This is a genomic window from Sporosarcina aquimarina (assembly GCF_019748715.1).
In the GTDB taxonomy this organism is placed as follows: Bacteria; Bacillota; Bacilli; order Bacillales_A; family Planococcaceae; genus Sporosarcina; species Sporosarcina newyorkensis.
In genome coordinates this window covers 199,835-216,256 of sequence record NZ_JACLBZ010000014.1, presented here as the reverse complement: position 1 = coordinate 216,256, position 16,422 = coordinate 199,835, and the positions used below count along the sequence as shown (strand labels likewise).

The 16,422-nt window shown below is 42.8% G+C and carries 16 protein-coding genes; 1 reads left to right on the top strand and 15 read right to left on the bottom strand.

Annotated elements, in window-relative coordinates; all coding sequences use genetic code 11:
• The 6 genes from H7J92_RS08590 to H7J92_RS08565 form a co-directional block, all read right to left on the bottom strand.
• A complete protein-coding gene (locus H7J92_RS08590) occupies positions 1 to 408 on the bottom strand; it encodes a MarR family winged helix-turn-helix transcriptional regulator (protein WP_050804706.1) in 408 nt (135 codons plus the stop codon).
• A gap of 193 nt (positions 409 to 601) precedes the next feature.
• Positions 602 to 814 carry a helix-turn-helix domain-containing protein gene (locus H7J92_RS08585; protein ID WP_040759620.1) on the bottom strand — a complete coding sequence of 71 codons (213 nt, stop codon included), beginning with the start codon at positions 812 to 814 and terminating at the stop codon, positions 602 to 604.
• 75 nt (positions 815 to 889) lie between these two features.
• On the bottom strand, positions 890 to 1,339 hold the full coding sequence (locus H7J92_RS08580; RefSeq protein WP_009497572.1) for an acyl-CoA thioesterase: 450 nt from the start codon (positions 1,337 to 1,339) through the stop codon (positions 890 to 892).
• Positions 1,340 to 1,513: 174 nt separating this feature from the next.
• On the bottom strand, positions 1,514 to 2,308 hold the full coding sequence (gene sdhB, locus H7J92_RS08575; protein ID WP_009497573.1) for a succinate dehydrogenase iron-sulfur subunit: 795 nt from the start codon (positions 2,306 to 2,308) through the stop codon (positions 1,514 to 1,516).
• Positions 2,305 to 4,059, bottom strand: coding sequence for a succinate dehydrogenase flavoprotein subunit (sdhA, locus tag H7J92_RS08570; protein ID WP_009497574.1), 1,755 nt, complete (start codon positions 4,057 to 4,059; stop codon positions 2,305 to 2,307). The genes sdhB and sdhA overlap by 4 nt, the downstream gene beginning before the upstream one ends.
• Positions 4,060 to 4,104: 45 nt before the next feature.
• Positions 4,105 to 4,713 carry a succinate dehydrogenase cytochrome b558 subunit gene (locus tag H7J92_RS08565; RefSeq protein WP_009497575.1) on the bottom strand — a complete coding sequence of 203 codons (609 nt, stop codon included), beginning with the start codon at positions 4,711 to 4,713 and terminating at the stop codon, positions 4,105 to 4,107.
• A 228-nt stretch (positions 4,714 to 4,941) separates the two neighbouring features.
• Between H7J92_RS08565 and H7J92_RS08560 the strand changes: the two genes are divergently transcribed.
• Positions 4,942 to 5,349, top strand: coding sequence for a YslB family protein (locus tag H7J92_RS08560; RefSeq protein WP_009497576.1), 408 nt, complete (start codon positions 4,942 to 4,944; stop codon positions 5,347 to 5,349).
• A 38-nt stretch (positions 5,350 to 5,387) separates the two neighbouring features.
• Here H7J92_RS08560 and uvrC read toward each other — a convergent pair whose 3' ends face one another.
• The 9 genes from uvrC to H7J92_RS08515 all read right to left on the bottom strand — a co-directional run bounded on the left by uvrC (position 5,388) and on the right by H7J92_RS08515 (position 16,415).
• Entirely contained in the window at positions 5,388 to 7,163 is a 1,776-nt protein-coding gene (uvrC, locus tag H7J92_RS08555) for an excinuclease ABC subunit UvrC (RefSeq protein ID WP_009497577.1), read from the bottom strand.
• Positions 7,164 to 7,217: 54 nt separating this feature from the next.
• Positions 7,218 to 7,532, bottom strand: a complete 315-nt coding sequence (gene trxA, locus H7J92_RS08550; RefSeq protein WP_009497578.1) for a thioredoxin — start codon at positions 7,530 to 7,532, stop codon at positions 7,218 to 7,220.
• Between the two features lie 90 nt (positions 7,533 to 7,622).
• On the bottom strand, positions 7,623 to 8,597 hold the full coding sequence (locus tag H7J92_RS08545) for an electron transfer flavoprotein subunit alpha/FixB family protein (RefSeq protein ID WP_221836487.1): 975 nt from the start codon (positions 8,595 to 8,597) through the stop codon (positions 7,623 to 7,625).
• Positions 8,598 to 8,630: 33 nt separating this feature from the next.
• Positions 8,631 to 9,404, bottom strand: a complete 774-nt coding sequence (locus H7J92_RS08540) for an electron transfer flavoprotein subunit beta/FixA family protein (RefSeq protein ID WP_009497580.1) — start codon at positions 9,402 to 9,404, stop codon at positions 8,631 to 8,633.
• A gap of 23 nt (positions 9,405 to 9,427) precedes the next feature.
• Positions 9,428 to 10,201: an enoyl-CoA hydratase gene (locus H7J92_RS08535; RefSeq protein WP_221836485.1), complete on the bottom strand. Its 774-nt coding sequence runs from the start codon at positions 10,199 to 10,201 to the stop codon at positions 9,428 to 9,430.
• A gap of 29 nt (positions 10,202 to 10,230) precedes the next feature.
• Positions 10,231 to 10,815 carry a fatty acid metabolism transcriptional regulator FadR gene (gene fadR, locus H7J92_RS08530; RefSeq protein ID WP_221836690.1) on the bottom strand — a complete coding sequence of 195 codons (585 nt, stop codon included), beginning with the start codon at positions 10,813 to 10,815 and terminating at the stop codon, positions 10,231 to 10,233.
• An 89-nt stretch (positions 10,816 to 10,904) separates the two neighbouring features.
• Positions 10,905 to 12,608, bottom strand: a complete 1,704-nt coding sequence (locus H7J92_RS08525; protein WP_221836482.1) for a long-chain-fatty-acid--CoA ligase — start codon at positions 12,606 to 12,608, stop codon at positions 10,905 to 10,907.
• Between the two features lie 970 nt (positions 12,609 to 13,578).
• Positions 13,579 to 13,992 (bottom strand): DUF350 domain-containing protein, encoded by a 414-nt coding sequence (locus tag H7J92_RS08520; RefSeq protein WP_009497584.1) that lies wholly within the window; start codon positions 13,990 to 13,992, stop codon positions 13,579 to 13,581.
• A 65-nt stretch (positions 13,993 to 14,057) separates the two neighbouring features.
• On the bottom strand, positions 14,058 to 16,415 hold the full coding sequence (locus H7J92_RS08515) for an endonuclease MutS2 (RefSeq protein WP_078816843.1): 2,358 nt from the start codon (positions 16,413 to 16,415) through the stop codon (positions 14,058 to 14,060).
• Positions 16,416 to 16,422: the final 7 nt, after the last annotated feature.

The following is a 16,422-nucleotide window of genomic DNA, read 5'->3' as shown; positions in this document are numbered from 1 at the left end:
TCAATCTCTAGTCATCTCTTCATGTAATTTAGCTAGCAGAGCCGAAAATTGTTCAATTTCCTGCTTATCATGATTTTTGAGTACTTCCTGCAAATACTGCTGCCTTTTTTCTATGACTTCCTCAATGATTCGTTCTCCTTCTGGTAACAAATGAACCCGAACAACCCGTCGATCTTTGTCATCGCGTACTCGTTTCACCAACTGACTGCTTTCCATTCGGTCCACCAAGTCCGTTGTCGTACTGAATGCCAAAAACATTTTATTGGATAAGTCACCGATCGTCATATCTCCGTGCTCCAGCAGCCATTGAAGAGCGCTAAATTGAGGAGGCGTTATCGTATAATTTTTTAAGATTTTACGTCCTTGCTCTTTGATGATCGCTGCAACATGCCGCAGATCTTTTTCCATCAATGCGATCCCATGCAACAGGCTTTTCTGTTCGTTCGACAAAAAATCAGCTCCCTGAAATGATTCCTGTCTTTTCATTGTACCTTTTTCAATGATGAACGCAACAGTTTTTCATGCAATCTACCAGCAGAGAGGGATTTGTGGACACCTATTGATCAAAAATACGCCAAATTTCATACGCTTTCAATAAAAATTAGTTCAAACGCAATTCACCCAACCGAAGTAATTCTACAATTGCTTGCGCCCGGCCCGATACACCAAGCTTTTGAATTGTATTCGAAATGTGATTCCGGACAGTTTTTTCACTGATCGTCAACTGCCCTGCAATTTCTTTTGTGGTAAAGTCTTCAACGAGTAAAGTAAATATTTGTCGTTCTCGATTCGTCAATAAAGAACGGTTTTGCATTTCATCCAAGATGCGCCCCTCCTCTTTACGCTTTCCACATAAGATATGTGAGCGCGGGCGCGTCTGTGTAGGCTTTTACGAGTTTTGCAAGTATACTCCCAGTTCTTCTTCCGACCATGCCACAGGCTGTCCGGACTTTCGGTTGATTTGCACGACTGTCCCCCTGCCCGTAAAGACAATTTCATCGTGTTCATTTTTCCCCATATAATGCAGATCCATTGAGCTATTTCCCATCTTGTGGGTTTTCACAAAGACCCTTAGCTTTTCGTCAAAGAAGACTTGTTTCCTGTAATCACATTGCAAATCAGCGACGATCGGAATTGTCTCCCCTTTCGGATTCATCCACTTCTCCATACAGTTCAAAGACTTAAAATATTCTATGCGTGCGTATTCAAAGTACGTAAAAACAGACGTATTATTCAAATGTCCGTACATATCCGTCTCAGAGAAACGCACCGATACTTCTGAAAAGAACTGAAAATCCTCTTTCCATTTATCCAAATCCTCAATATAGTTTGCTTTCATATCAAAATACCCCCTTATATAAGTGAATGAATATTCATTCTTTTATTATATCAAAAAAATGGTAGACGTCAACCAACTTGGCTACGAGTGGTTGGCACTGCCTTACCTTTAATCAATCATTTTAGGACAAATAAAAGACGACTTACCTATTAGGCAAGTCGTCTTGTTTTGATATTAGTCTACTTGATGGTCACTTCCGAAGAAGTTCTTGAACATCTGAATTGTTGTTGCTCTACCGATTGCACCGATAGATGTAGTCAATGGAATACCTTTAGGGCAAGCAACTACACAGTTTTGTGAGTTACCACACTCTGTGATTCCACCGTCTGACATGACTGTTGCCAAACGCTCGTCTTTGTTCATCGCACCTGTTGGGTGAGAGTTGAATAGACGAACCTGTGACATCAAAGCAGGTCCCATGAAATTCGTCTTGTCGTTTACGTTCGGACAAGCTTCCAGACATACACCGCATGTCATACACTTAGATAACTCATACGCCCATTGACGTTTACGCTCAGGCATACGTGGACCTTCACCTAAATCATACGTACCGTCGATTGGTACCCACGCTTTAATTCGCTTCAATGAATCAAACATGAATTCACGGTCCACGATCAAGTCACGGACAACTGGGAATGTACGCATTGGCTCTAGTTTAATTGGCTGTGTCAACTGATCGACTAGCGCTGTACAAGATTGACGCGGGCGACCGTTGATTACCATGGAACATGCACCACATACTTCTTCCAAACAGTTCATATCCCAGTTAACAGGTGTTGTTTTTTCACCTTTTGCGTTCACTGGATTCCGTCTGATTTCCATTAGCGCCGAAATAACGTTCATATTCGGACGGTAAGGAATCTCAAACTTTTCCATGTATGGCGTTGAAGTAGCAGTGTCCTGACGCTGAATCTCAAACACGACTGTCTTAGTTGCAGTTGCTGTTTGTTGTTCACTCACTTTGGTCAATCTCCTTTCTTCGCTGAATAATCGCGTTTACGTGGAGGAATTAGGGAAACATCTACATCTTCATACGTTATGATCGGTGCAGATACTCCGTCAAATTTCGCCATTGTTGTCTTCAAGAAGTTCTCGTCATCACGATTCGGGAACTCAGGCTTATAATGTGCACCACGGCTTTCATCACGGTTCAATGCGCCTAATGTGATAACACGAGCTAGGTATAGCATGTTTTTCAACTGACGAGTAAACATTGCGCCTTGGTTAGACCACTGTTGTGTATCCGTCATGCTGATATTTTCATAGCGCTTAAGCAACTCGACAATCTTCTCGTCAGTTTCTTTTAACTTATCATTAAAACGAACAACTGTAACATTATCAGTCATCAATTCGCCAAGCTCTCTGTGGATGACATACGCATTTTCCGTACCATCCATTTTGAGCAAGTCTTCCCATTTTTGCTGCTCTTCTTTGACTGCTTCATCATAAATAGTTTCAGGCAGTTCGTCAGCTGTACGCTTCAAGTGCTTCATATAATCGATAGCGTTTGGTCCTGCGACCATCCCGCCATAGATTGCAGATAGCAATGAGTTCGCACCTAGGCGGTTTGCTCCGTGCTGAGAATAATCACACTCCCCAGCAGCAAATAGTCCTGGAATGTTCGTCTGCTGATGATCGTCAACCCATAGTCCACCCATTGAATAGTGAACAGCCGGGAAGATTTTCATTGGCAATTTACGAGGGTCGTCCCCTGTGAATTTCTCATAAATCTCGATGATCCCACCAAGTTTGATATCCAATTCTTTAGGGTCCTTGTGAGAAAGGTCCAAATACACCATGTTCTCTCCATTGATACCTAATTTTTGGTTTACGCAGACATCAAAAATCTCACGTGTCGCGATATCACGTGGAACCAAGTTACCGTAATCGGGATACTTTTCCTCTAGGAAGTACCACGGCTTACCATCTTTATAAGTCCAAACTCGTCCACCTTCACCACGTGCGGATTCACTCATTAGACGAAGTTTGTCATCGCCAGGAATCGCAGTCGGGTGAATTTGGATGAATTCTCCGTTTGCATAATATGCACCTTGCTGATAGACGATTGAAGCTGCAGAACCTGTATTGATTACAGAGTTTGTTGATTTACCGAAAATAATTCCAGGTCCGCCTGTCGCCATGATAACAGCATCCGCTTTAAATGCTTGGATTTCCATGGTCTTTAAGTCTTGCGCTCTAATCCCACGGCAAATTCCCTCTTCGTCAGTGATGATTCCAAGGAATTCCCAGTGCTCATACTTTTTCACTAACCCTGCTACCTCGTGTGAACGAACTTGTTCATCAAGAGCATACAGTAATTGTTGTCCTGTTGTAGCACCTGCATAAGCTGTACGGTGGTGAAGTGTACCACCGAAACGACGGAAATCCAAAAGACCTTCTGGTGTACGGTTGAACATAACGCCCATACGGTCTAATAAATGGATGATCCCAGGAGCTGCTGCCGTCATTGCTTGCACTGGTTTTTGATTCGCTAGGAAGTCTCCGCCGTAAACCGTATCATCAAAGTGAATATCGACTGAGTCGCCTTCACCTTTCGTGTTAACAGCACCGTTAATGCCACCTTGGGCACATACGGAGTGGGAACGTTTCACTGGGACTAGCGAGAACAAGTCAACCGGTGTGCCAGCTTCTGCTGCTTTGATGGTAGCCATTAAACCAGCTAACCCTCCACCGACGACAATCAATCTGCCTTTTGCCATTATTGTTTCACTCCTCAATTATACATGTTTTCATAAGTTAGTTGATTAAACGAAAGCTAAAAGTGCTTGAATTCCGATTACTGAAAGTACTAAGAATACGATCATTGTAATATAAGAAACGATTTTTTGTGAATTTGGTGATTGAGCGATACCCCAAGTGACACAGAAAGACCAAAGTCCGTTTGCCAAGTGGAAAGTCGCAGATAGGATTCCAACAATATAGAATACAAGCATAAGTGGATTCGATAAGATATCCGCCATCATGTTATAGTCTACTGTTGCACCAAGAGCTTTTTGGATACGTGTTTCATACACGTGCCATGCGATGAAGATCACTAGGAATACGCCAGTAAAACGTTGCAGCGTAAACATCCAGTTACGGAATGTGCCGTAATGGTTCACGTTATATTTCGCAGAAAAAGCTATGTACACTCCATAAAAAGCGTGGAACATTAATGGAATATAGATGATGAACCATTCCAAGAATGTAACAAATGGCAAGTTGCCCATAAAGTTAGATGCAGTGTTGAATGCTTCTTCACCGCGCGTTGCAAAGTGGTTGATGACTAAGTGTTGGGCAACAAATAGTCCGACTGGAATAACACCTAACAACGAATGTAGTCGGCGCAAGAAAAAATCTGATTCTTTCGACAAGTCTTTTACCCTCCCTTATTTCTGAGATTTCCCTGACAAGAATTGCAGATTCTCTATTTAGCTGCACTTCCTCGGTATCTCTCTTCGTGGTACAATATGATAACATGTACATTGTACTCCTCTGTATGTGGCAGGTCAAGATGCTGTCTACTTTTTATAATTTATTGCGATTTTTCCGAAAACTGCTCTGATCCTGTTCATATCTATTTCCGAAAGGATTGTAAACTATTGAATACTCAACAAACACCAGCCACAAACTTTGGCTACAATCTGCTGCGGGATCATTTACTGCCCACGTTACTAGGCAAGCACGAAGACGACATATTGTATTGGCTTGGTAAAGACATGGCCAGAAAGTTCCCTATCTTGTCGCTCGATGAGTTACCCGCCTTTTTTGCAGAAGCCGGTTGGGGACAATTGGCAATTGAAAAGACTGTTAAGCAAGAAACACATTATACATTACATAATAGTAGCTTACTTGAACTTTCAGGTGGTTCTTGCTCGCTCGAGGCAGGTTTTCTGGCCGAACAGCATCAAAAGGTCAACGGCTATTTGACCGAATGTTACGGTCAGAAAATGCCCAAAGAAGATCATATTCATTTCATCGTGAAAGGTGATCCTAAATCACCCGTATAATAAGGAAGGGGCCACTTAGATTACGTGGCCACTTTTTATCATTGTTGTTGAAAATGCGCGATGAGTCCTTCTGCTACTTTTGCAGGGAGACCAGCTTCTTTTAACTGTTCAGCTGTTGCTTCGCGAATGGCTTTTACTGTTTTAAAGTGCTTAAGCAGCTGCTGTTTGCGTTTCGGTCCTACTCCCTCTATGCCATCCAACGAAGAGGTTAGTGAAGAAGCCCCTCTACGCTGTCGGTGGAAAGTAATCGCGAAACGGTGGACCTCATCTTGAATTCGTTGCAGCAGATAAAATGCCTCACTCGTTTTCTTCAGCGGTACAATCTCAGGCGGACTGCCATACAGCAATTGTGCCGTATTGTGCTTATCATCTTTCGCAAGACCTGCAATCGGAATAAACAAGCCAAGTTCATCCTCTAAAACTTCCCTAGCAATCTCCATTTGCCCTTTTCCGCCATCAATGACGATCAAGTCGGGAAGCGGGAGATGATCTTTCAGTACCCGGGTATAGCGTCTTCTAATTACTTCACGCATCGCACCGTAGTCGTCATGAGCGGCAGCTGTCTTCGTCTTATACTTTCTATAATCCTTGCGATTCGGTCTACCATCTATAAATGAAATCATTGCAGACACTGGTTCTACACCGTGAGTATGCGAGTTATCAAATGCTTCGATCCGCAATGGCGTGCTTATGGCCATAGCTTCACCTAATTCTTCACAAGCCCCGATTGTTCGTTCTTCCTGCCGTTCAATCAATTGAAACTTTGCACGCAATGCAATCGATGCATTTTTTTCAGCCAACTTCACAAGATCTTTCTTTTTCCCACGCTGCGGCACATAGACATTTGTGTTAAGCAATTGTTCAGCAAGCGTTATATCTACCGTTTCAGGCAGGAGAACTTCTTTTGGCAGCAAATGTTGTGTTTCCCCATAAAATCGGCCGAGGAACGTCAATAATTCATCTTCGGCGTCTTTATAAGCGGGAAAGATTGAAACATCGCGCTCGATCAATTTTCCTTGACGTACGAAAAATACTTGAACACACATCCACCCTTTATCCACTGCATAGCCGAAAATGTCACGGTCTGTGAAGTCATTTGTATTCACATTCTGTTTTTCCATGACGGCTTCGATATTCGTGATCTGATCGCGGTATTCTTTTGCCCGCTCAAATTCCAACTCTAAAGAAGCTTCATTCATCTTCTCCTGAAGTTCTTTTTTCATTTCTTTGTAGCCACCATTCAGGAAACGTGTAATGTCATTGACCATCTCATGATAGGCTTCTGCAGGAACTTCTTTGATGCACGGCGCCAAGCACTGGCCGATGTGGTAATATAGGCAAGCCCGAGTCGGGATATTTTGGCACTTTCGGTAGGGATAGAGGCGATCCAAGAGCTTTTTCGTCTCATGGGCTGCTGTTGCGTTTGGATAGGGACCGAAGTACTTGCCCGATTTCTTATTCACTTTGCGTGTGATGATAAGTTTCGGATGCCGTTCATTCGTTATCTTCAAATAAGGATAGGTCTTGTCATCTTTTAGCATGATATTGTACTTCGGGTCATGCTTTTTGATTAAGTTCAATTCAAGGACGAGTGCCTCGATTTCCGTATTGGTAATAATATATTCAAAGTCCTCTATTTCTCCGACCAGGCGCTGCGTTTTGCCGTCGTGTGAGCCCGTGAAGTAACTACGAACACGATTTTTCAGCACTTTGGCTTTTCCGACATAGATAATGGTCCCTTGCCGATCCTTCATTAAATAGCAGCCAGGGAGATCAGGGAGGATCGATAGTTTATGTTCAATTATTTCATTCATTATTTTCACCTACTAAAAGACCGGGTGGCTGAAGTAGCTCCCGGTCTCTTGTATTTACGCGTGTTTTTCAACTAGTTGTGCAAGTGCTTCCTTCGGTTGGAATCCTACAACCTTCTCCGCTACTTCTCCATCTTTAAATAGAAGGAGAGTTGGAATGGACATAATTCCAAACTGGCTTGCTGTTGCTTGGTTATCGTCCACGTTAACTTTAACGATATTCGCTTTACCTTCAACTTCACCTGAAAGTTCTTCTAGCACTGGAGCGATCATTTTACAAGGACCACACCAAGGTGCCCAAAAGTCTACAAGTACTACGCCTTCTTTAACATTTTCAGCAAAATTCGCATCTGTTGCATTAATAATTGCCATCTGTTATTACCTCCTTTTAAATACGACTATATTCGCATTATATCATGGAGGTTTCATAGGGGCTAAACAAATGCTTACAACGCCTTTTGATTAGCTAGCTTTTAATTTCTTTATTTCTTCAATCATGATTGGAATGATTTCAAAAATATCTCCTACAATACCATAGTCTGCAATTTTGAAAATATTCGCTTCTGGATCTTTATTGATCGCGACAATAACTTTTGAGTTTGACATCCCGGCAACGTGCTGGATTGCACCTGAAATACCCGCTGCGATATATAGATCTGGAGTGACGACCTTACCTGTTTGACCAATTTGCAACGAATAATCACAGTAATCCGCATCACACGCACCACGTGAAGCACCAACTGCCCCTCCAAGGAGGTTAGCCAACTCTTTCAACGGCTCGAATCCTTCTGTTCCTTTTACGCCGCGTCCACCTGCTACAATGACTTTCGCTTCTGACAAATCCACACCTTCTGTAGACTTTCGAACAACGTCTTTGATCACTGAACGTAAATTGGTAATTTCGACACTTTTCGCAGATACGTCGCCTGTACGGCTTGCATCGTGTTCAAGTGGCTCGATGTTGTTCGGACGTATGCTGATGAACAACAAACCTTCTTTAATTTCCACTTTTTCAAACGCTTTACCGGAGTAAATCGGGCGGATGAATTCTGCATCATCGCCTTCTCCTCCGATTTTTGTCACGTCTGAAATCAATCCAGATGCTAGTTTACTAGCGATTTTGGGAGATAAGTCTTTCCCCATTGCCGTGTGACCAAAGACAATCCCCTCTGGTGATTCATCTTCATATACAGCCATGAATGCCTGTCCGTATCCATCAGATGTATAATGCTTCAAATGTGGGTGCTCCACCGTAACCACACGGTCCGCTCCATAATGAATCATTTCTTCCCCTAATGACTGGACTTGGTCTCCTATTAAAACAGCGACAACTTCCCCGCCGCATGATATTTTCTTTGCTGCAGCAACCGTCTCAAATGACACGTTACGCAGTTCGCCATCGCGTGCTTCACCTAAAACCAAAATTTTCTTTGACATAATGTAGTCCCTCCTAATACAGTTCTATGAGAATTAAATTACTTTCGCTTCAGAATGCAATAATTTCACGAGCTCAGCTGCTTGATCTGCTGGTTCACCTTCAAGGATACGTCCTGCCGCTTTTTCAGGTGGTAAGAAAACGTCTTTTGTTTCTGTCTTCGCTTCCACATCGTCTTCTTCCAAGTCTAAATCATCGAACTCCAACTCTTCTAATGGTTTCTTCTTTGCTTTCATAATTCCTGGCAGAGAAGGGTAACGAGGTTCGTTGAGTCCTTGCTGAGCTGTTACAAGAAGTGGCAAAGAAGTTTCAATTGTTTCAGAATCCCCTTCTACGTCACGTACAACTGTTACATTGGTGCCGTCCACCGTTAGTTCTGTAATTGTCGTTACATAATTAATACCTAATAATTCCGCTACACGAGGACCAACTTGGCCTGAACCGCCGTCAATTGCTACGTTACCTGCAAGAATGATATCTGCATCCTTATCTTTCAAGTAATCTGCAATTATTTTAGCAGAAGTAAATTCATCCACTTCATCGATGTCATCTTCAACGTTGATCAAGACCGCTTTGTCTGCGCCCATAGCTAATGCAGTACGCAATTGCTTCTCAGCATCTTCTTCACCGATTGAAATGACCGTTACTTCACCGCCATGTTCGTCGCGGAGTTGAATCGCTTCTTCCACAGCGTACTCATCGTATGGATTGATGATGAATTCTGCGCCGTCTTCTGAAATAGCACCGTTTGAAATCGAGATTTTTTCTTCCGTATCAAATGTTCTTTTTACTAATGCATAAATGTTCATTAATAGAACCTCCTATTCAATAATTACTTTCCAGTAAATGCAGGTTGACGCTTTTCAATAAATGCTTGAATACCTTCTTTTGCATCTTCTGATACAAACACTTCACCGAACGATTTAGCTTCTGCTTCCACTCCATCATAGAAGGACTGGTCTTTTGAATACGTTAGCATCTGCAAAGCATGCTTTACCGCAATCGGGCTTTTCAGTGAGATCTTCTTTGCCAATTTCAATGTCTCGCTTGAAAGTTCTTCATCGGAGTACGCATGATTGGCAAGCCCCCACTTAACAGCTTCTTCACCTGAAATAGGATCACTTGTCAGCATTATTTCTGCTGCTTTTGCGACACCGACCAATCGGGGCAGCCGTTGAGTCCCTGCGAAACCGGGGATAAGCCCTAACTGAAGCTCAGGCAAACCAAGCTTCGCGCTTTTTGTAACCAACCGAATATGGCATGCCATAGCTAATTCTAAACCGCCGCCTAGAGCCGCTCCATGTATGGAAGCGATTACAGGTTTCGGAAAATTTTCTAAGCGTTCAAACACTTGCTGTCCTTTGCCAGCAAGCTTAGCGAACGCTTCGCCTGATTCCACTGTCGTAAACTCTTTAATGTCCGCACCTGCGGAGAAAAACCGACCTTCTCCGTAGAGAACGACCACTCGTACATCGGGGTCATTCTCTACTTCGGTTAACAGTTGATCCACTTCTTCAATTATTTTAGAAGATAGTGCATTCGCTGGTGGGTGGTCGATTTTTGCTAATGCAACATGTCCGTCTTTTTCCAATTTAATCAACGCCATCTAGTACATCTCCTTCAAAAAATGTTCTTTTACCGTTGTTGATAACCGCGCAATAACATATTACTCACTTTGGGTGCCAGACTGATCAAATCGTACTTTTGTTCATTCATTACCCAAGAAGTAATGGTCTCATCCATTGTACCGAAGAGCATTTGCCGAGCTAGACGTAAATCGAGTTCAGAAGACAACTCGTTTTTCTCTACCCCTTCTTCCAGCAGCTGATCCAGCAAGATCATGTACTCTCTCAATACATTGTTGATCTGAAATCGTAGATCTTTGTTTGACTGTCTTAGTTCCAGCTGTGTGACAATCGCCAGATGAGGATCGTTTTGCAATACCCTAAAATGGTTTTCTACTACTTGAAGTAATTTTTCACTGATAGAAAGATCTTTTGTAAGTATCTCGTTGATGTTTTCTACAAAAATCGCCATTTTTTCTCTGAAGACAGAGATGAGGATATCTTCCTTATTTTTAAAATAAAGATAGATGGTTCCGTCTGCTACTCCGGCTTCCTTCGCAATTTTCGAGACTTGCGCTTGGTGGTATCCATTTTCTGCAATTACGATCACTGCAGCGTCTACAATTTGTTTATATTTAGGTTTTGTTCGTTTAATTTTGTTTCACCACCAAAAAAGAAAATATGAATGATGATTCATTCATATTTTCATAATAATAAACTTTTCAGTTAGAGTCAAGCTTTTTGTTATGAACTTTTTAAAGTGTCTTGGACATCTGTTTGTTTTTTTCTTTCTTCTTCTACTAATGAACGACGTAAAATTTTGCCAACTGCAGTTTTCGGCAAATCATCCCGGAATTCATATTTCTTAGGAACTTTGAATGCGGCAAGTTGTTTCCTGCAATACGTATCCAAATCTTTTTCTGTAACCGATTGACCATCCTTCAAGACAATATACGCCTTCACTGTTTCGCCACGATATGGATCTGGCACGCCAGCTACGATACATTCTTGAATGGCAGGGTGTTCATAGAGCACTTCTTCAATTTCACGTGGATAGATATTGAAGCCACTTGCGATAATCATATCTTTTTTGCGGTCTACGATATAGAAGTATCCGTCCTCATCCATATACCCTAAATCACCTGTCAAAAACCAGCCGTCACGGAAAGCTTCAGCCGTATCATCCGGTCTATTCCAGTAACCAGTCATTACTTGTGGACCTTTTACCGCGATTTCTCCAATCTCTCCGACAGGCAATGATTCCGAAGAGCCAGGACCTAAAATGCAAGCATCGGTATCCGGCCAAGGCACACCAATAGAGCCCCTTTTCTCTAGCCCATCCCAAACAAAATTCGCTAAAGCGACCGGTGAAGTCTCCGTCAGTCCGTAACCTTCTACCAGCTTTCCGCCTGTCACCTGTTCGAATTTCTCTTTCACTTCGATAGGCAAGGAGGCTGAACCACTAATACATGCTTTGATTGATGATAAATCATATTTTGACAAATCCGGATGATTTAAAAGACCGATATAAATAGTCGGAGCGCCTGGGAAAAGTGTCGGCTTTTGTTTATCAATTTCTTTCAAAGCCGTTTTAAAATCGAATTTAGGTACCAATACCATCCGATGGCCCTTCATAACCGCAAAGATTAAGACGGTCGTCATACCATAGACATGGAAGAACGGCAAAATTCCCATGATCGTTTCTTTTCCTTCTTCTGTTTCATACAGCCAGGCGTTACACATCTCTGTATTACTGATCAAATTAGCATGCGTCAGCTCTACGCCTTTCGGTGGCCCTGTTGTTCCTCCAGTATATTGCAATAATGCAATATCATCTTTTTCAAAAGTAACATGAATCGGATCAGCTTTCGTCGATTTCATTATTTCTGTATAAAGATGATGAATCCCCCGATGTTCCACCTTAACGGAAAGACCATGTTCTTTCTTCTGGATGAATGGGTAGATGACATTTTTAGGGAAGGGTAAATAGTCTTTGATACCTGTCACGATGATGTGTTCTAAAGAAGTGTCTTTCCTGATTTTCGAGATTCGTGGAAACAAAATGTCAAGCGAGATAATAACCTTTGCTCCCGAATCTGCCATTTGGTAGGTTAATTCACGCTCAGTATACAATGGGTTTGTCTGAACGACAATACCACCTGCATAGAGTATACCATAATACGCCACGGCACCTTGCGGACAGTTAGGCAACATAATCGCCACCCGATCTCCTTTTTCAACCCCAAGCTTCTGCAAATACGTCGCAAACTTCAAAGCAGACTCATGAAACTCTTGAAATGAAACATCTTTCCCCATAAAGTGGATTGCCGTTTTATTGGGATATTTCTTACTGGACCTAGTAAGATAGTCTTGCAATGGAATTTGTTCATATTCCAAAGTCGTCGGAATTTCAGGGGGATAAGCGGACAACCAAGGTTTTTGTGTCATCTTCACAACTCCTCTACATGTAGTTAATTGTTTGAATATTCCTTGTTCATTAGTATATCGATAAATCTTTTAGTTTACAAGATAAATATGAAAGCGCTTTACTCTCCTGTTGAATTAAGAGCTATTTTAAATGGTTTGTCTACGGTAATGGCGAATTATGACTAAACAGACAAGAGCCCTTGCTTTTTATTCTATTAGGTGCAAGTGGTTTTTATGACTAACTTTACTACTTGGAGGGACTATCTGATAAGTTGATTAATTAATAGTTCACATGTTTTTTGTAATTTTTATTTTAAATGCAACAAAAATAAAACGAATGCAACCGATGGGTTCTTTTGGCCAAGTGAGTGCGGCATGAGTGTATCCATGGGGATTTGCGCTCCAGACGGTACGCTTTCCGGAGGGCGTTGCTTGAGCCTCCTCGTCCGCTTCGCTACCTGCGGGGTCTCAAGGCACACGCTGATCCTCCCGGAGTCGACCGTCTTCCGCTCCAATCCCTACATTGAGTAGGCTAGATAATTTGATTTTCGTTTGAAATTAATAAAAACCAAAAGGTATCGTTTTTGTACTAGTATTTCTTTTTTTAAGAGCAACCACTATTCCACTCGCTACTCACCAGAAAAAATTCAGTGCCTTCCGGATAAAAAGTTGGGGATTTGCCCGGAAGGCGGGGCGACTCTGGGAGGATCAGCGTGACAGGTGAGACCGCCAGGGAGCTTGCGACGGCGGGCTCACCGCGCGCCCTCCAGAACGCGTCCCCGTCTGGAGGGCAAATCCCGAGCAACACACCTTTTCCTCCACACTTTCGTTCTTTTTGCAAAACAGGACATGAATTATTTGGAGTGAAGCAAAAACACGCCAAGACAACTGTCAAGGCGTGTTTTTGAAGAGCCAATATACCCCTATTAGAACGAAAAGTATACAGACCGCGAATAAAATTTTAATCAATCTTTCCATAATACGCTATCTCCTAAGATATACTGGCTCCTATAACAAAGGACAGACCAACCGAAATACAAAGGGAAATGAAGCCGACCGAACGATTATCTGCTTGAATCTCTTCATCCACTTTGAATTTTGGCGTCAGGAACTCGAACAAAAGGTAGGCAAAGATGAGCAATGTAAAGCCATACAACCCCCAGCCCATCATTTGCGGCAAGCTATTATGCTGCTCAATGGAATAGCGAAAAATATTAGCCACTCCAAAGATTTTCCCGCCCGTTGCCATAGCAACCGACAGATTACCTTTTCGAATTTCTTCCCAGTTTTTATATTTTGTTACGATTTCAAATAAAACCATGGAGACGATCAGACATAGAACGACGACACTGAAGTAACCTGCAGTCTCTACTAATGGATGACCCCAAAAACCAGTATTATTCATGTATTCGGCACCTTCTTTATGTTCTCTTGCATGTCATACGGTTCAGGCAGCCGAAAAGTTTCATTTTATTTTAATTCTACGATTGTAACACCGTGACCGCCTTCTCCCGCCTCGCCAAAGCGATAGGAATTGACGCGGGAATGTTTTTTCAAATACTGTTGGACACCTTTTTGCAGTGCGCCTGTCCCTTTTCCATGAATGATTGAGACTTGATGATAATTGGACAACAATGCATCATCAATATATTTTTCCGTTCGCGCAATCGCATCTTCATAACGCTCCCCGCGCAGATCTAGTTCCAGTTTTACATGACCTGAACGCCCCCGGACGGCTGCAGAGGTCACTTGTTTCTTCTCTTTCTCAGGTTTTACATATTCCAAACCTAATTCCGGCAACTTCATTTTCAAGATTCCTATTTCGACGACCCATTCTTTATCCGAGACTTTCTCAACGAGCGTACCCTTTTGTCCGTATGCCAGCACTTTTACCTCATCGCCCTTTTGCAATGGACGAGGAGCTGCTTTTGCCTTGATGGCTTTCTTTTTCTTTTCAGCAGGCGTAGCACTTTCAAGCCGTTTTCTCGCTTCAATTAGTTCGTGTTCTTTCACACTTGCCCCTGCATTCATTCGTAACGCACGTAAGTCAGAAATAACGGCTTCAGATTCGGATTTTGCTTTTTCCACGATCTTTTTCGCCCGTTCTTTTGCAGCTTCCGTCAAGCGCTCTTTCTGTTCTTCAAATTCTGCCAGCTTCGCATTCAATTCCTTCTTTAATTGTTCTGTTTCAAGAAGTAAATCATGCGTGCGTTCAGCATCTTTTTCAGACTGCACCCGACTGGTCTCTAGAGAAGCAATCATCGAATCCACTTCGCCGCGATCCTCACCTGTAAACCCTTTTGCTCGATCAATAATATGATTATGCAAACCGAGTCGTTTCGATATTTCGAACGCATTGCTTCGACCGGGAACGCCGATCAGCAGACGATACGTAGGGCTTAATGTATCGATATCGAATTCCACGCTGGCATTTGCGACACCCGGACGATTATAGCCATACGCCTTTAGTTCAGGATAGTGAGTCGTTGCCATTACACGCGCGCCGCTGCCATGCACTTCATCCAAAATCGAAATGGCCAGTGCTGCTCCTTCTTGAGGATCTGTCCCTGAGCCTAGCTCGTCAAATAATAGTAATGACCGGTCATCGAACTTCTTCAAAATGTCTACGATATTGACCATATGAGAAGAAAATGTACTCAAACTTTGCTCGATAGACTGCTCGTCTCCAATATCGGCATAAATCGAATCAAAGACCGCAATTTCAGAACCGTCCAATACAGGGATTGGCAGTCCAGATTGGGCCATCAGTGTACATAAGCCCACGGTTTTTAGTGTAACTGTCTTACCTCCTGTATTCGGTCCTGTAATGACGATTGTCGTGATATCTTGGCCGAATTCAATCGTATTGGCAACCGCTTCTTCAATTGGCAACAGCGGATGACGCGCTTTTGTAAGACGCATATACCCGTCTGCGTTTACAGCAGGTTTGGTACATTTATTCGCCGTTCCATACTTCGCTTTCGCCAAGATCACATCAATTTCCGCCAATAGCTGCACTAACGTAAAGAGGTCATGTGCCACTTCCCGGACACTGGCGGATAATGCGAGCAAGATCTTCTCGATTTCTTCCTGCTCTTTCACTTTTAAACTGCGGATTTCATTATTCGCTTGAACGACAGCGTCCGGCTCGATAAATAAAGTCTGACCTGAAGAAGACATGTCGTGAATAACACCGCCATAATGCGAGCGATATTCTGCCTTGACAGGGATAACATACCGATCGTTACGGATTGTTACGATTGCATCGGACAGCATTTTCGCTGCATTCTTCCCTCTCGTATAACTTTCAAGCCGTTCGCGCACTCGACTTTCTTGCACGCGTAAGCTTTGACGAATCGATCGCAATGCCGAAGAAGCACTATCAACTACTCGTCCATTATCATCAATCGCGGCATTGATCTCATGCTCAACACCCGTCAAAATCGGCATTGCTTCTTTGCGGGCAATTAAATGAGGAATGTTAATTTCTCCTTCTGCAGTTACAGCCTCCAAGAACTGGCGTAAGATTCGGCTTGCACGTATAGTATCCGCAATTTCCACAAGCTCCATAGCACTCAGCATTCCGCCGATTTGCGCACGTTTCGCATGTGGTCGGATGTCATGAATTCCCCCCATCGGGACATTCCCTCGAATACGTAACAAAGCAAGTCCCTCATCCGTTTCTTCCAATAAACGCCGAACATCTTCCAGTTCACGTGAAGGCGTAAGTTGTTCTACGTGTGCTCTTCCCGCTACTGATGTACAGTGCGTCGCGACTTGCTGAATTATTTTATTAAATTCAAGTGTTTTTAAGACACGTTTTTCCAACGTCTCA

What these genes read in the sequence shown, in the direction of transcription:
- H7J92_RS08590 (WP_050804706.1), bottom strand. Translation starts at nt 408, where the DNA reads ATGGAAAAAGATCTGCGGCATGTTGCAGCGATCATCAAAGAGCAAGGA.
- H7J92_RS08585 (WP_040759620.1), bottom strand. Translation starts at nt 814, where the DNA reads ATGCAAAACCGTTCTTTATTGACGAATCGAGAACGACAAATATTTACT.
- H7J92_RS08580 (WP_009497572.1), bottom strand. Translation starts at nt 1,339, where the DNA reads ATGAAAGCAAACTATATTGAGGATTTGGATAAATGGAAAGAGGATTTT.
- sdhA (WP_009497574.1), bottom strand. Translation starts at nt 4,059, where the DNA reads ATGGCAAAAGGCAGATTGATTGTCGTCGGTGGAGGGTTAGCTGGTTTA.
- uvrC (WP_009497577.1), bottom strand. Translation starts at nt 7,163, where the DNA reads ATGAATGAAATAATTGAACATAAACTATCGATCCTCCCTGATCTCCCT.
- trxA (WP_009497578.1), bottom strand. Translation starts at nt 7,532, where the DNA reads ATGGCAATTATTAATGCAACAGATGCGAATTTTGCTGAAAATGTTAAA.
- H7J92_RS08545 (WP_221836487.1), bottom strand. Translation starts at nt 8,597, where the DNA reads ATGTCAAAGAAAATTTTGGTTTTAGGTGAAGCACGCGATGGCGAACTG.
- H7J92_RS08540 (WP_009497580.1), bottom strand. Translation starts at nt 9,404, where the DNA reads ATGAACATTTATGCATTAGTAAAAAGAACATTTGATACGGAAGAAAAA.
- H7J92_RS08535 (WP_221836485.1), bottom strand. Translation starts at nt 10,201, where the DNA reads ATGGCGTTGATTAAATTGGAAAAAGACGGACATGTTGCATTAGCAAAA.
- H7J92_RS08525 (WP_221836482.1), bottom strand. Translation starts at nt 12,608, where the DNA reads ATGACACAAAAACCTTGGTTGTCCGCTTATCCCCCTGAAATTCCGACG.
- H7J92_RS08520 (WP_009497584.1), bottom strand. Translation starts at nt 13,992, where the DNA reads ATGAATAATACTGGTTTTTGGGGTCATCCATTAGTAGAGACTGCAGGT.